The sequence below is a fragment of the Bradyrhizobium sp. NBAIM01 genome, from assembly GCF_020194115.1.
Lineage (GTDB): Bacteria > Pseudomonadota > Alphaproteobacteria > Rhizobiales > Xanthobacteraceae > Bradyrhizobium > Bradyrhizobium yuanmingense.
In genome coordinates, this window is the sequence record NZ_JADYVU010000006.1 from 194430 (window position 1) to 208799 (window position 14370).

A 14370-nucleotide genomic window follows, 5' to 3' on the forward strand; every position below is an offset into this window, starting at 1 on the left:
GCCCGCGCAACTCGCCGTAGACGCAGAGCAGGCCGAGTGTTCTATTTCGGAGTGCCGGTCTGGCTACCCGAACCCGTGGTCTGCTCACTTCCCGGTCGGCCCGGAGGATGCGCCGAAGCGGCCGGCTTGTCTTGATCGGCCACGTATCCGGACTCTCCGGAGTTGCGGGTCTTGATCCCTTTGTCCGCATCGCGCTGCATCTGCTCGTTGGGCTGGCCAGCCTTGAGCTCCCGGTCCACGTCGCGCTTCATCTCCTCCTTGGTTTGCTCACTGGGTGCGGCCTTTTGCTGTTGGGCCGTTGCTTGGAAGCTCATTGCGCTTCCGGCAACTACAATCAATGCGAGAATTGCTGTTCGCATGCTTCTCCTCCACGGCTTGCTCCGGCCCCTAAACGCGCGAACCTCCCAAGGTTTCCTAGTTCCAATCACTATTGTCGAACGTCACGTAGGGCTAAGCAAAGGGCACTCGAACGGTCTTATGCGCACCGGCCTAGGCGAGTCCGCCATCAACCCTGAAACACTGGCTGGTGATGCGCTGGCTTTCGTCGGAGGCGAGGAACAGTGCCATATTGGCAATGTCTTCGGGCGTTACCGCATCGGGCACCGCCTGGCGCGAGCGTATCTCGGCGATGACCCGATCGTCCGGATACCACAGCCTGCGCTGGCGCTCGGTGATGACCATGCCCGGCGCGATCGCGTTGACGCGAATGCGGTCGGGACCGACGGAGCGCGCCAGCGAGTTGGTGAAGCCGACGATCGCCGCTTTCGCCGCGGCGTAGACCGGCAGTGCCGGCGCGCCGCGCATCCAGGCGATCGACGACATGTTGATGATCGAGCCGCCGCCGCGCGCCTGCATCTGTGGCACCACCGCTTGCGCCGCGAAGAAGACGTGCTTGAGATTGACGCCGATCATCCAGTCGAACTCGGACGGCGTGACCTCGGCGAGAGCCTGGCGCTGATCGTTGGCGGCGTTGTTGACGAGAACGGCGGCGTCGCCAAGCGAGCGGCGGGCTTCTGCCATCGCGCTGCGCAGGGCATCGATGTCGAGGAGATCGCAGGGCACGAACAGCGGCGCAGGCCCGGACGAGGCCGCTATTTCCCGCACCAGGGCTTCGCCGGCGTCCTTATCGATGTCGAAGAAGGCGACCCGGGCGCCTTGGCCCGCGAAGGCCCGGACGAAGGCGGCGCCGATGCCGCTGGCGCCTCCGGTGATCAGCACCACGCTGCCGGCTAGGCTGGAATAGGTCGTCTTCGTCATGCGATCAGGCGCTCCGTCTCGGGGTCGAACAGGCAAATGCGGCGGGTGTCGAGCGCGAAGGCGGCGGACGTGCCGGGCGCGGGGCGGATATCCGGCGAGACTCGTGCCATCGCGGGCTCGCCGCCGAGCCGCAGGAGCACCATCGTCTCGGCGCCGGTGGGCTCGACCAGCTCCACCGGCGCCTCGACGAGGACAGGCGCTTCGCTGGAAAACGTGCGGCTCCCCTCAGCGATGCATTCCGGCCTGATTCCGAACACCACCTTGCGCCCGACAAAGGGTGCTGCGGCGTCATATCCCCTCAGGCGCAGACGAAGCTCGTCGGGCCGTCCCGCGCCGATCACGACGACCGGACCGTCATTTTCGGCCTCGAGCCGCGCCGGCATGGTGTTCATCGGCGGCGAGCCCATGAAGCGTGCGACGAACAGATTGGCGGGATAGCGGTACACGGTGTCGGGATCGGCGAATTGCTGCACGCTGCCCTGATGCATCACGGCGATCCGCGTCGCCATCGTCATCGCCTCGATCTGGTCGTGGGTGACGTAGACGATGGTGGCGCCGATGCGCTGGTGCAGGCGCTTGATCTCCATCCGCATCTCGACGCGCAGCTTGGCATCGAGATTGGAGAGCGGTTCGTCGAACAGGAAGAGCAGGGGATTGCGCACCAGCGCGCGTCCCATCGCCACTCGCTGGCGCTGGCCGCCGGACAATTGCGAGGGCTTGCGGCCGAGCAGCGGCTCGATCTGGAGCAGTTTTGCGACGTGGCCGACCGCAGCGTCCTGCTCGGCTTTGGGAACGTGACGGCATTCCATGCCGAAGGTGATGTTCTGGCGCACGGTCATCGAGGGATAGAGCGCGTAGGACTGGAACACCATGGCGATGTCGCGGTCCTTCGGCGCGACGTCATTGACCACGCGGCCGCCGATTTCGATCGTTCCCGCGCTCGGGCGGTCGAGCCCGGCGACGATGTTGAGCAGGGTGGACTTGCCGCAGCCGGACGGGCCGACCAGCACGGTGAACTCGCCGCTCTCGATGTCGAGCGCGATGTCCTTCAGCACCTCCAGATTGGCGTAACGCTTGGACAGGGCGCGAATGCTCAGTGCTGCCATGACAACTCCATCATTTCACGGCCCCGGCAGTCAGGCCGCGGACGAAGTACTTGCCGCCGAGCAGGTAGATCAACAGCGTGGGCAGCGCGGCGATGATCACCGCTGCGCTCTGCACGCCATGCTGCGGGATATCCGCGACGGCGGCGGACAGCGCGATAAGCGCTGCGGTGACGGGCTGCTGCTGGCCGGTGGTGAACGTCACGCCATAGAGGAACTCGTTCCAGATATGGGTGAACTGCCAGATCACCGTGACGATCAGGATGGGACCTGAGAGCGGCAGGATGATGCGCCAGAAGATGCGGAAGAAGCCGGCGCCGTCGATGCGGGCGGCCCTGATCAGTTCATGGGGAATGGCGACATAATAATTCCGGCAGAACAGCGTGGTGAATGAGAGCCCCTGAATGGTGTGAATCAGCACGAGGCCGGTCAGCGTGTTGATGAGGCCGATGTCCCGCAGCACGATGGTCCAGGGCAACAGGCGCATCTGCTGCGGGAGGAACAGGCCCAGCGTCACGATGCCGTAGATCCAGTTGTCGCCGCGAAAACGCCAGAGCGACACAGCGTAACCGGCGATTGCGCCGAGCAGGGTGGAGAAGATCGTGGCGGGAATCGTGACCAGCGCGGAGTTCAGCATGTAGGGCCGGATGCCGGCGCAGGTCTCGGCGACACAGAAGCCGCTCCAGGCTGCGGCGTAGTTGCTCCAGGCCAGATGCTGCGGCCAGCCGATCATCGATCCCTGCGCGATCTCCTCGTTGGTCCGCAGCGAGTTCAGCACCACGACCACGAGCGGCGCGAGCCAGGCCGCGGCGATCAAGAAGACGGCGAGATAGATCAGAATCCGGGTCGGTGCGAAGCTGCGGTCAGGCATGGGCGCCTCGCCGTCGCTGGATGTATCGCCACGCCGCGTAGGGCAGCAGCACCGCGAGAAGAATGAGCAACATCAGCACGGCCGCCGCCGCGCCGCGGCCGAGCAGGCTGCGCTGGAACATCAGGTCGTAGACGACGAGTGCCGGCAGCTGGGTCGCGATTCCCGGTCCGCCGTTGGTGAGCGCGCGCACGAGGTCGAAGGTCGAGATCGCGAACTGCAACTGGATCACCACGACGGTGACCGTGATCGGCCACAGCGACGGCAGGATGATACGCCGGTAGGTTCGGACCGCTCCCGCGCCGTCGATCTGCGCGGCCTTGATGATGTCGGGATCGACCGAGCGAAGGCCGGCAAGGAATAGCGCCATGGCAAAGCCGCAGGATTGCCAGATCGCGGCGATGACAATGGTCCAGATCGCCATGTCGCGGTCGATCAGCCAGTCGAACTTAAAGGAGGTCCAGCCGAGGTCGTGCACCAGCTTCTGGATCCCGAGACCGGGATTGAGCAGCCAGCTCCAGACCGTGCCGGTGACCACGAAGGACACCGCCAGGGGATAGAGGAAGATGGAGCGCAGCACGTTCTCGCCACGAATGCGCTGATCGAGCAGGATCGCGAGGATGAGGCCGGTCGCTGCGCTCAGCAGCACGAAAGCGCTGCCGAACAGCAGCAAATTGTCGAAGGCGATTTGCCAGTTGCGCGATGCCGTGACCGCCGTGTAGTTGCGCAAGCCGACCCAGCCCGCAACGGGAACGAGGGTGGACGGCGTGAACGAGATCCAGATCGTCCAGAGCGAAAACGAGACGAGGTGCGCCGCCGACAGCAGCAGCGGCACCCAGATCGTCAGATATTCGGGCAGCCGGCGCACCCATTCGGGAAGCGCCGGCCGGCCCGGTCTCATCGTGGCGGCATTGCTCAACGCGCGCCCTCGACGGCCTCGGCGAGGCGGGTGGCTGCCTGCTCCGGCTTGATCGTCTTGTTCTTCACGTACTCCGTGATTACGTCGATCATCGCCGCGGTCATTCCGTTTTCCTGCGCCATGTTGTGCGCCATGCTGAGGACGGCCTGATTGCTGGCGATGGCCTCCTTCAAGGCCTTCGAGGTTGTTCGTTGCCCCTCCGACCAGCCTTCGCCTGATAGATCGACGTCAGTGCGCACGGGGATGGAGCCGGTGATCTGCGAGTACATGGTCTGGATCGCCGGATCCATGACGAGCTGAGCCATCAGGGTCTGGCCGGCTTGCAGGTCCGCCTCCTTGCGCTGCCAGAAGATGAAGGCGTCGGCATTCAACAGGAAGACCGGCTTGCCGTTGTCGCTCGGGCCTGGCGCAATCATGAAGTCCTCGAGCTTGAAGCCGGCATTGCGCAATACGCCCTGCGCCCATCCGCCCATGATCATCATGCCCATGTCGCCGTCGATGAAGCGCTTCAGGTTGGTCGAGAAATGCTGGGCGCCGACGTTGGGGTCCATCCAGTCGGCGATCTTGCGCACCTGGGCGAACGCGGCCTTGATCTCCGGACCCTCGAGGGCCTTCTTCTCGAGATTCATGATGGCCGCGCGATAGGCGAGCGGACTGATGCCCGCGAGAGCCGCCTCGAATTTCTGTCCGTCGTCCGGGCGGGTGCCGCCATTGGCGATGGGAGAGGCGACTCCGCCCGCCTTCATCTTTTCGGCGAGGTCGTTGAAGTCGGCCCAGGTGACGGGGACCTTGTCCGCCTTCGCCTTGTCCATCGCGCGCTTGGACAGGAAGAGCATGTTGGTGCTGTAGATCTGTAGCGGCAGCGCAATCCATTTGCCGCCGGGCTTGTGCAGCTTTGCAAGGTCCGGAGCGACGACCTTCTCGTAGCCGGCGGCCGCGACGAGGGCATCGAGATTGACGGTGGGCGCAATCTTCGACCAGGCCGCAATCTCGGGCCCCTTGAGCTGCGAGCAAGCCGGCGGATCGCCGGCCATGATCTGCGCGCGCAGCTTGTTCATCATCTCGGTGGTGAAGCCGGGGACGGGCGAGTGCTGCCAAACGCCGCCCTTCTCCTCGAATTTCTTGCCGAGCGCCGTAATGGCCGCCCCGTCGCTGCCCGCCGACCATTGCGAGATCGCGGTCAGTCGCGGCTTGGCCGCGCCTTGCGCGCGGGCAAGGTGCGGAAATGCGAGCGCGGCAGCAGATCCAGCGAGCAGACGACGCCTTGTTGTTGTGATCGGCATGGCAGTTCCTCCCGGTGTGAAATCTCTCGCGCTTTATAGGCCGTTTGGGCTCAGCGCATGTCAGGCCGCCTCCGTCGATGCCGCGGGCATGCCGCCACGGCTGGCGAGACAAAAGGCGGCGAAGGCGAGCGCAGCCTGCGGATCGTTGCCGGTCGACGGCGGCACGAAGGCGAGGGAGACCTGCGCCAGTTTGCGTCCGCCCAGCAGGCAGGCGTCGATGCCATCGACCAGTGCTTGCCGATCCTCTTCAGCGAGAAGCGACGGCCAGCCGCTGATCGCAACGCCGCCGCACGGCTTGACGTTCAGCGTATTGCCGATCGCAAGGCCGAGCCGGAACAGCCGACGGCGCAAATCCTGCCGCACGCGCGATGAGATCGGGACCGTGTTGACCCATTCGTTGCCGAGCTGGAGCAGCTCGGTCTCGGAAACGCCGAGAAGCGCAGCCAGCGCGGGAATCGACGTATAGGCCTCGACGCAGCCGTGATGTCCGCAGCGGCAGCGCGGTCCGTCAGGCCCGAACACCATGTGGCCGAGCTCGATCGGCTGCAGAGCATCGGTCTCGGCCGGATCATCCATCCAGGCGCCGGCGACGCCGTGGCTGACGAGCACGAACAGATGCGTGTCGTTGAACGGGTAGTTTTCCGTGCGGCAGCGGTGAAAGGTGGCATGCGCGACGACCGAATTGGTGAATTCGAGCGGCACGCCGGCGAACATCTCGCCGAACATGTCGCTGATGCGAGCGACGTCGCAGGGAATGATCGGATTGGCCGATATGCTGAGACGGCCGAGGCCGGGAATCGAGACGCCGATCTGCGAGAGGGTGATCCGGCGGCGCCGCGTCCAGTCGCGCAACAACGTCATCGCTTCGCGAAATGCCCGGCCGACGGTCTCGACGTCAGGCGTCTTCGGGAGCGGCACACGCTCGGTGTAGTGCAGCTCACCCGACAGGCCGCCGACCCCGACGCTGAGCCGCTGTGTCGTCAGCTCGAAGGCTGCCAGCGCCACCGCGCCGTCCAGCGACACGAGACCGGTCGGGCCGCCGACGTAAGGGGCAGGGCGCCGCACTTCCTCGATCAGACCCTCGGCCTTCAGGTCGAGCAGGATGCGCGACAGGCTCGCTTCCGACAGACGCACGGCCTTCGCCAGCGGCGGACGAAACGAGCCGCCCGACTGAAGCAGATGAGTCAAAATGGCAGCGCGCGTCTGCCGCCGACTTCTCGGCTGCTCCGGCATTTCCATCCCTGTCGTCATTCTTACTTAGAGTAAGAATGCGCGCGGAGCATTTAGGCTGTCAAGGCGCTTGCCGCCGTGAGCATGGACTTGTTGTTGTGCGTGGCAGCACGAGGGAAAGTGCGGGCGCAAACAAAACGGCGCCATCTTGCGATGGCGCCGCTGCGAAAGGCGTGATGGCCTGACGTTAGCGCTTGTCGATCGGCACGTAATCGCGCTTGGCGACGCCGGTGTAGAGCTGGCGCGGGCGGCCGATCTTCTGCTGGGGATCCTCGATCATCTCGCTCCACTGGCTGATCCAGCCGACGGTGCGGGCGACCGCGAACAGCACGGTGAACATCGAGACCGGGAAGCCCATCGCCTTCAGCGTGATGCCCGAATAGAAGTCCACGTTCGGGTAGAGCTTGCGGTCGATGAAGTACTGGTCGCTGAGCGCGATCTTCTCGAGCTCCATCGCCACCTTCAGCATCGGATCGTCGCCATGGCCGGTCTCCTTGAGCACGGCATGACACATCTTCTGCATGATCTTGGCGCGCGGATCGTAGTTCTTGTAGACCCGGTGGCCGAAGCCCATCAGGCGGACTTCGGAATTCTTGTCCTTCACCTTGGCGATGAACTCGGGGATCTTGTCGACCGTGCCGATCTGATAGAGCATGTTCAGCGCGGCTTCGTTGGCGCCGCCATGGGCCGGGCCCCAGAGGCAGGCGATGCCGGCCGCGATGCAGGCGAACGGGTTGGCGCCCGAGGAGCCGGCGATGCGCACCGTCGAAGTCGAGGCGTTCTGCTCGTGGTCGGCGTGCAGGATGAAGATCTTCTCCAGCGCGTCGGCGAGCACCGGGCTGACCTTGTAGTCTTCGCAAGGCACCGCGAAGCACATGTTCAGGAAGTTCTCGGCAAAGCCGAGCGAGTTCTTCGGATAAACGAAGGGCTGGCCGACGGTGTACTTGTAGGCCATCGCAGCCAGCGTCGGGATCTTCGCGATCATGCGCATGGAGGCGATCATGCGCTGCTTCGGATCGTTGATGTCGGTGGAGTCGTGATAAAAGGCGGCCAGCGCGCCGACGGCCGCAACCATGATCGCCATCGGATGGGCGTCGCGGCGGAAGCCCTGGAAGAAGCGGGCCATCTGCTCGTGCACCATCGTGTGATGGGTCACGCGGTAGTCGAAATCCTTCTTCTGGGCGGCGGTCGGCAGGTTGCCGTAGAGCAGGAGATAGCAGGTCTCCAGGAAGTCGCCGTGCTCGGCGAGCTGCTCGATCGGGTAGCCGCGGTATTCCAGCACGCCCGCGTCGCCATCGATATAGGTGATCTTGGACTGGCAGCTCGCGGTCGAGGTGAAGCCCGGATCGTAGGTGAACAGGCCGGATTGGCCGTAGAGCTTGCCGATGTCGATGACGTCAGGCCCGACGCTGCCGCTGAGGATCGGAAGATCGAAATTCTTGTTTCCGACCGTCAGCGTCGCGGTCTTTGGGCTTTCTTTTGCGTCCATCAGAGGTCCCCGATGTGTGGTGAGACGGGCCGGAGCCGGAGACCCCCAGGGCGACCATGGGGGCAGGCCGGATGTTCCAGAATGTGGGGGAGATGGGTATATTATTGCTATGTGCGCTGCAAGATCGCCGCACGCATGGTCGACTTACGTCGTAGACTGATCCCTAAGCCGGCCGAGGCTTTCCTGGCGTCCAAGCACCTCCAAAACCTCAAATATACCAGGGGACGTCGTCCGTCCGGTGAGCGCCGCCCGAAGCGGCTGGGCGACCGCGCCGAGCTTGAGACTATTTTCCTCGGCAAAGGCGCGCAGCGCGGCCTCGGTGGTGGCGCCGCTCCACGTCTCGACTTTCTCCAGCGCGGAATGTAGCTGGCCGATCAGCTTGCGGTTCTCGGGCGTCAACAGCGCCTGCGCCTTGGGATCCGGCGCCAGCGGCCGGTCGGCGAAGATGAAATGGGCGCCGTCGATCAGCTCGATCAATGTCTTGGCGCGCTCCTTGAGCGCCGGCATGGCCTTGAGCAGCTGCGCGCGCGTGGTGTCGTTTAACTTGGCCTTGATCTCGTCGCGGCTCGGCACGACGTGGTCGAGCACGTCCTCGAACATCTTCACGAGCGATTGATCGTCGGCGTGGCGGATGTAGTGGCCGTTGAGGTTTTCCAGCTTGGCGAAATCGAAGCGGGCGGCGGCGCGGCCGACGCTGCCGAGATCGAACGCGTCGATCATCTCCTCGGTCGAGAAGATCTCCTGGTCGCCGTGGCTCCAGCCGAGCCGGACCAGGTAGTTGCGCAGCGCAGCCGGCAGGTACCCCATCGCGCGGTAGGCATCGACGCCGAGCGCGCCGTGCCGCTTGGAGAGTTTCGAGCCGTCCGGGCCGTGGATCAGCGGGATATGGGACATGCTGGGCAGCTCCCAGTCCATCGCATCGTAGATCTGCTTCTGGCGGGCGGCGTTGATCAGGTGGTCGTCGCCGCGGATCACATGGGTGACGCCCATGTCGTGGTCGTCGACCACCACGGCGAGCATGTAGGTCGGGTTGCCGTCGCCGCGCAGCAGGACGAGATCGTCGAGGTTCTCGTTCTGCCAGACCACGCGGCCCTGGACCTGGTCCTCGATCACGGTCTCGCCGGTCTGCGGCGCGCGCAGGCGGATGGTGGGCTTGACGTGGCTCGGAGCCGTGGCCGCGTCGCGGTCGCGCCACATGCCGTCATAGAGGCGGGTGCGCCCCTCGCTGCGCGCCTTCTCGCGCATGGCGGCGAGCTCTTCGGCGGTGGCGTAGCAACGGTAGGCCTTGCCATCGGCGAGCAGCTGCTCGGCGACCTCGCGGTGCCGGGCGGCGCGGGCGAACTGGTAGATGACCTCGCCGTCCCAGCCGAGCTCGAGCCACTTCAACCCGTCGAGGATGGCGCCGATCGCCGCTTCCGTGGAGCGTTCCCGGTCGGTGTCCTCGATCCGCAGCAGCATCTTGCCGCCGTGCTTCTTGGCATAGAGCCAGTTGAACAGCGCCGTGCGGGCGCCCCCGATATGGAGGAAGCCGGTCGGCGAGGGAGCGAAGCGCGTGACGACGGAATCGGACATTCTTGGCAGGGCCTATGCATTGGAGGCGGTGGTGTATAGCAGGAACGGGACATAACTAAAGGGCGACGGCGGACCCGGCAGGCCTTGCTTAAGCTCTTGTAAGCTCTTGGCGCGGCCACGCGAATTTGGCAGAAGGACCGCTGATTTCCCTACAGGATTTTCGTAATGATAGAACCGGTGGCAGCTGAGGTTGGGCGCGATTTCATTCGTGACATCATCCAGGCCGACCTCGATCAGGGCAAATACAAGGAGATCGTGACCCGGTTCCCGCCGGAGCCGAACGGCTACTTGCATATCGGCCACGCCAAGTCGATCGCACTCAACTTCGGCGTCGCCCAGGAGTTTCCGGGCCGCTGCCACCTGCGCTTCGACGACACCAACCCGGTCAAGGAAGAGCAGGAATATATCGATTCAATCCAGGCCGACGTGCGCTGGCTCGGCTTTGACTGGGGCAAGAACCTGTTCTTCGCCTCGGACTATTTCGACCGCCTGTACGAATGGGCGGAGCAGCTGATCCGCGACGGCCTCGCTTATGTCGACGACCAGACCCAGGAGGAGATCCGCCTCTCGCGCGGCACGTTGACCGAGCCCGGCAAGAATTCGCCGTTCCGCGAACGCTCCGTGGAGGAGAACCTCGACCTGTTCCGCCGCATGAAGGCGGGCGAATTCCCCAACGGCGCGCGCGTGCTGCGGGCCAAGATCGACATGGCCGCGGGCAACATCAATCTGCGCGACCCAGTGCTGTACCGCATCCTGCATGCGCACCATCCGCGCACCGGCAACGCATGGTGCATCTACCCGAGCTACGACTATGCCCACGGCCAGTCGGATGCCATCGAAGGCATCACGCATTCGATCTGCACGCTGGAGTTCGAGGACCACCGACCGCTCTACGACTGGTTCATCGAGAAGCTGCCGGTGCCCTCACAGCCGCATCAGTACGAATTCGCGCGGCTGAATCTCACCTATACGCTGCTGTCCAAGCGCGTGCTGACCCAGCTCGTCCGCGACGGCCATGTCGCGGGCTGGGACGATCCGCGCATGCCGACCATGGCGGGCATGCGTCGCCGCGGCGTGCCGCCGGCTGCACTTCGCGAGTTCGTCAAGCGCATCGGCGTCGCCAAAGCCAACAGCGTGGTCGATGTCGGCATGCTGGAGTTCTGCATCCGCGAGGAGCTGAACCGCACGGCGCAGCGGCGCATGGCGGTCTTGAAGCCGCTCAAGGTGGTGATCGAGAATTATCCGGAAGGGCAGACCGAGGAGCTCGAGGCGATCAATCATCCCGACGATCCCTCGGCCGGCACGCGGAAGATCACGTTCGGCCGTGAGCTCTATATCGAGCAGGACGACTTCATGGAGAACCCGCCGAAGAAGTTCTTCCGCCTGTCGCCTGGCAACGAGGTGCGGCTGCGCTATGCCTATTTCGTCAAGTGTACCGGCGTGATCAAGAACGACAAGGGTGAGGTGGTGGAGCTGCGCTGCACCTATGATCCCGCGACCAAGGGCGGCAACGCGCCCGACGGCCGCAAGGTCAAGGCGACCATGCACTGGCTGCCGGCGGCGGCCTCCAAGCCGGCGGAGATCCGCATCTACAACCAGCTGTTCGCCAATCCGAGCCCGGATGCCTCGAACTTCGCGACCGATCTCAACCCGAACTCGCTGGAGATCCTCGCCGATGCGCGGGTCGAGGCGTCCGTTGCGGAGAGCAATTCGACCGAGCCGATGCAGTTCGAGCGCCAGGGCTATTTCGTGCGTGACAAGGACTCGACGCCCGGCAAGCCGGTGTTCTCGCGCACGATCGGTCTGCGCGACACGTTCGCGAAGGAAGTCGCCAAGGGTTGAGAAGGGCTGAGCAGGACATGAGCAGCGAGGCCGACGCCATCGTTTCCGCCATCATCGCGAAATGGTGCGCCGGCTTCGCGACGCTCGATGCGGCCGCGCTGTCCTCGCTCTATGCGAAGGACGCATTCTTCTTCGGCTCCAACCCGAAGCTCTATCGCGGCCGGGACGGCGTCGCCGAATACTTCAACGGCCTGCCGCGCTGGCGCAGGCCAAGCGCCGCGTTCTCCGATGTGCACGCCGCGCAGGCCGGCCCTGATCTGATCAACATGGCCGCGAAGATCACGTTCGATCTCGCGGGCGAGCGGGATGATCTCGTCGTCAAAATGAGCTGGGTCATCATCCGCGAGGACGGCGAGTGGAAGATCGTCAATCACCACGCCTCCTCGCAGGCGCCGCTGATCTAGCAACGGGCGCCAGCCCGGAGAAAAGTAGGGCGCTCTTCGCCTGTTCCCGATCCGTACCGCTATTCGTGCAGCCGCACGGTCCGGTAGCCTCCGCAGCCGTCGCGTATCGTAAGGTGCAGGGGAATGGCGGAGCCGGGCCGGCCAGGACGGTCCCAGGGAGTTGCCGGGACGTGGCCGGTCGGCCGCGCTACCCCGGCCGGCGGTTTTGCGCCGGTGGGCTTTGGCATCTGGCCGGCGATCATCGAGACGCTGCGCCAATGGGCTCGGGGCGAGGCCGGGCCTGGCCGGCTGTTGCCGTGGGTGCCGGTCGCCTTCGGCGGCGGCATTGCGCTTTATTTCGCCGCCGATCATGAGCCGGTGCTGTGGGTGGTTGCCGCCACAGCCATCGCGCTGATGCTCGGCGCGGTGCTGCTCCGGCGGAGCCGGCTGTTTGCGCCCGCCATCATGCTCGCGGCGGTCGCGGCTGGTTTTGCCGTGGCGACCTGGAAGACCGCGCGTATCGCGCACACCGTTTTGGCAAAACCGCTCTATTCGGTGTCGCTGTCGGGCTTCGTGGAAGCGCGCGACATCCGCGAGCGCACCGATCGCTTCGTGCTGCGCGTCAGCGCGATGGAGGCGCAGCGCAGCGACGTCAAGCTCGAGCGCGTCCGCCTCTCGGTGCGCAAGGGCACGGCGCCGGAGGTCGGCAGCTTCGTGCAATTGAAGGCGCGGCTGATGCCGCCGATCTCGCCGGTGCGCCCCGGCAGCTATGATTTCTCGCGCGACATGTTCTTCCAGGGCATCGGCGCCTCCGGCTTCGTGATGGGCGCGATCACGGCGTCCACACCGCCGGATGGCGGCGGCCTGCGGCTGCGCTATGCCGCCTTCATGCAGGGCCTGCGCGACGCGATCGACGCGCGCATCCGCGCAACGCTCGAAGGCGACAACCGCGCGATTGCGACGGCGCTGCTCACGGGGCGGCGCGATGCGATCACCGCGCCCGTGAACGATGCCATGTTCGTCTCGGGACTCGGCCATGTGCTGTCGATCTCCGGCTATCACATGGCGGTCGTCGCCGGCGTCGTCTTCTTCGCGGTGCGCGCGCTGCTGGCCTTGATCCCGGGGCTGGCGGCCGGCTCTGCCATCAAGAAATGGTCGGCCGCCGCGGCGCTGGTCGCGGCCGCGTTCTACCTGTTGCTGTCGGGCGCGGAGGTTGCGACGCAAAGATCGTTCTTCATGACGGCGGTGGTGCTGATCGCAGTGATGGTCGACCGCCGCGCCATCACCTTCCGCACGCTGGCGGTTGCCGCGCTGATCGTGCTTGCGGTCGCGCCGGAGGCGTTGGTGCATCCAAGCTTCCAGATGTCGTTTGCGGCAACGCTCGGGCTGGTGGCGCTGGTGCAGATCGGCATGCCGAACCTGCTCGCATCGCCCGATCATTCCGCGACTGCGCGGATCGCGTTGTGGGGCGGCCGGGAGATCGCGATGCTGTTCCTGGCCTCGCTGATCGCGGGGCTCGCGACCACGCCATACGCCGCCTTCCACTTCCATCGCGTGACCCCATACGGCGTGCTCGCCAATCTCGGCGCCATGCCGGTGGTCTCGGCGCTGGTGATGCCGGCCGGGCTGTTGGGGCTGCTCGCGGCGCCCTTCGGGCTCGACGGCGTGTTCTGGTGGTTGATGGGGATCGGCATCGAGTGGATGGTCCTGGTCGCGCGCTGGGTGGCGGCCCTGCCGGGCGCCGTCGGCCGCATTCCCGCCTTCGGGATCGCGCCGCTGATCGCAGCGAGCCTCGGGCTCATCGTGATGGGCCTGTTGCGCACGCCCTTGCGCTGGTCCGGCGCCCTGGTGCTGCTGGCAGCGATCCTCTGGGGACTGTCGGTGCGGCAGCCCGATATCCTGATTGCCGGGGATGGCGCGAGCGTCGCGGTCCGGGGCGGGGATGGGCGCTTGCAGGTGATCCGCGCCAGCAAGGACAGCTTCCTGCTGAAGGAGTGGTTGGCTGCCGATGCCGATCCGCGCGATGCCGGCAACGCCTCGTTGGCGAGCGGGGTGTCGTGTGACGAGTCCGGCTGCGTGGCGCCGCTCGCGGACGGACGACTGATCGCGTTGGCGACGCGTATCGACGCGCTGGCCGATGATTGCAGCCGCTCCGCGCTGGTGGTGACGGCGCGGCCTGCGCCACCCGATTGCGCGGCGATGGTGGTCGATCGGGCGCGTCTTGCCAGTCAGGGCGCACTGGCTCTGACGAGACGCGGCGAGGGCTTTTCGGTGCAGGCGGTGAGGACGAGGGGAGCAAGCCGTCCCTGGCTGCCGGCCGGCGCCGGCGAGGGAGATTTCGACGGCAGCCTCGTGCCGAAGGCGGCCGTGCCCCGCAACCGGGACGCAACGCCATCGGAGGCCGACTTGCAGGCCGACGATTGA

At 65.5% G+C, this 14370-nt stretch carries 12 protein-coding genes; 3 read left to right on the forward strand and 9 right to left on the reverse strand.

The annotated features are described in order from the left end of the window. Positions 1-41: 41 nt before the first annotated feature. The 9 genes from I6F31_RS21245 to gltX form a co-directional block, all read right to left on the reverse strand. Entirely contained in the window at positions 42-359 is a 318-nt protein-coding gene (locus I6F31_RS21245) for a hypothetical protein (protein WP_141697647.1), read from the reverse strand. A gap of 130 nt (positions 360-489) precedes the next feature. After that, a complete protein-coding gene (locus tag I6F31_RS21250; protein WP_036025234.1) occupies positions 490-1257 on the reverse strand; it encodes an SDR family oxidoreductase in 768 nt (255 codons plus the stop codon). Beyond that, positions 1254-2363 carry a sn-glycerol-3-phosphate ABC transporter ATP-binding protein UgpC gene (ugpC, locus tag I6F31_RS21255; RefSeq protein ID WP_074447993.1) on the reverse strand — a complete coding sequence of 370 codons (1110 nt, stop codon included), beginning with the start codon at positions 2361-2363 and terminating at the stop codon, positions 1254-1256. The genes I6F31_RS21250 and ugpC overlap by 4 nt, the downstream gene beginning before the upstream one ends. 10 nt (positions 2364-2373) lie before the next feature. Next, positions 2374-3231 carry a carbohydrate ABC transporter permease gene (locus tag I6F31_RS21260; protein ID WP_057030516.1) on the reverse strand — a complete coding sequence of 286 codons (858 nt, stop codon included), beginning with the start codon at positions 3229-3231 and terminating at the stop codon, positions 2374-2376. Then, a complete protein-coding gene (locus I6F31_RS21265; RefSeq protein ID WP_057030489.1) occupies positions 3224-4147 on the reverse strand; it encodes a sugar ABC transporter permease in 924 nt (307 codons plus the stop codon). The genes I6F31_RS21260 and I6F31_RS21265 overlap by 8 nt, the downstream gene beginning before the upstream one ends. After that, entirely contained in the window at positions 4144-5430 is a 1287-nt protein-coding gene (locus I6F31_RS21270) for an ABC transporter substrate-binding protein (protein ID WP_036025220.1), read from the reverse strand. The genes I6F31_RS21265 and I6F31_RS21270 overlap by 4 nt, the downstream gene beginning before the upstream one ends. A 60-nt stretch (positions 5431-5490) precedes the next feature. Further along, entirely contained in the window at positions 5491-6669 is a 1179-nt protein-coding gene (locus I6F31_RS21275; protein WP_193375100.1) for an ROK family transcriptional regulator, read from the reverse strand. Positions 6670-6847: 178 nt separating this feature from the next. Then, positions 6848-8149: a citrate synthase gene (gene gltA, locus I6F31_RS21280; RefSeq protein WP_036009984.1), complete on the reverse strand. Its 1302-nt coding sequence runs from the start codon at positions 8147-8149 to the stop codon at positions 6848-6850. Between the two features lie 144 nt (positions 8150-8293). Beyond that, the gene (gene gltX, locus I6F31_RS21285; RefSeq protein ID WP_036025218.1) at positions 8294-9721 is read right to left on the reverse strand and encodes a glutamate--tRNA ligase; all 1428 of its coding nucleotides are present in this window, start codon (positions 9719-9721) and stop codon (positions 8294-8296) included. Positions 9722-9886: 165 nt separating this feature from the next. Here gltX and I6F31_RS21290 point away from each other — a divergent pair, with 165 nt between their 5' ends. The 3 genes from I6F31_RS21290 (at position 9887) to I6F31_RS21300 (ending at position 14370) form a co-directional block, all read left to right on the forward strand. Continuing rightward, positions 9887-11563 (forward strand): glutamine--tRNA ligase/YqeY domain fusion protein, encoded by a 1677-nt coding sequence (locus I6F31_RS21290; RefSeq protein WP_036025217.1) that lies wholly within the window; start codon positions 9887-9889, stop codon positions 11561-11563. 17 nt (positions 11564-11580) lie between these two features. Then, positions 11581-11967 (forward strand): SgcJ/EcaC family oxidoreductase, encoded by a 387-nt coding sequence (locus tag I6F31_RS21295; protein WP_225147137.1) that lies wholly within the window; start codon positions 11581-11583, stop codon positions 11965-11967. A gap of 123 nt (positions 11968-12090) precedes the next feature. Further along, positions 12091-14370 (forward strand): ComEC/Rec2 family competence protein, encoded by a 2280-nt coding sequence (locus I6F31_RS21300; protein ID WP_225147136.1) that lies wholly within the window; start codon positions 12091-12093, stop codon positions 14368-14370.

Coding starts and splice junctions, on each gene's coding strand:
- I6F31_RS21250 (WP_036025234.1), bottom strand. CDS start 1,257: ATGACGAAGACGACCTATTCCAGCCTAGCCGGCAGCGTGGTGCTGATC.
- I6F31_RS21295 (WP_225147137.1), top strand. CDS start 11,581: ATGAGCAGCGAGGCCGACGCCATCGTTTCCGCCATCATCGCGAAATGG.
- gltX (WP_036025218.1), bottom strand. CDS start 9,721: ATGTCCGATTCCGTCGTCACGCGCTTCGCTCCCTCGCCGACCGGCTTC.
- gltA (WP_036009984.1), bottom strand. CDS start 8,149: ATGGACGCAAAAGAAAGCCCAAAGACCGCGACGCTGACGGTCGGAAAC.
- I6F31_RS21270 (WP_036025220.1), bottom strand. CDS start 5,430: ATGCCGATCACAACAACAAGGCGTCGTCTGCTCGCTGGATCTGCTGCC.
- I6F31_RS21300 (WP_225147136.1), top strand. CDS start 12,091: ATGGCGGAGCCGGGCCGGCCAGGACGGTCCCAGGGAGTTGCCGGGACG.
- I6F31_RS21275 (WP_193375100.1), bottom strand. CDS start 6,669: ATGGAAATGCCGGAGCAGCCGAGAAGTCGGCGGCAGACGCGCGCTGCC.
- I6F31_RS21245 (WP_141697647.1), bottom strand. CDS start 359: ATGCGAACAGCAATTCTCGCATTGATTGTAGTTGCCGGAAGCGCAATG.
- I6F31_RS21260 (WP_057030516.1), bottom strand. CDS start 3,231: ATGCCTGACCGCAGCTTCGCACCGACCCGGATTCTGATCTATCTCGCC.
- ugpC (WP_074447993.1), bottom strand. CDS start 2,363: ATGGCAGCACTGAGCATTCGCGCCCTGTCCAAGCGTTACGCCAATCTG.
- I6F31_RS21290 (WP_036025217.1), top strand. CDS start 9,887: ATGATAGAACCGGTGGCAGCTGAGGTTGGGCGCGATTTCATTCGTGAC.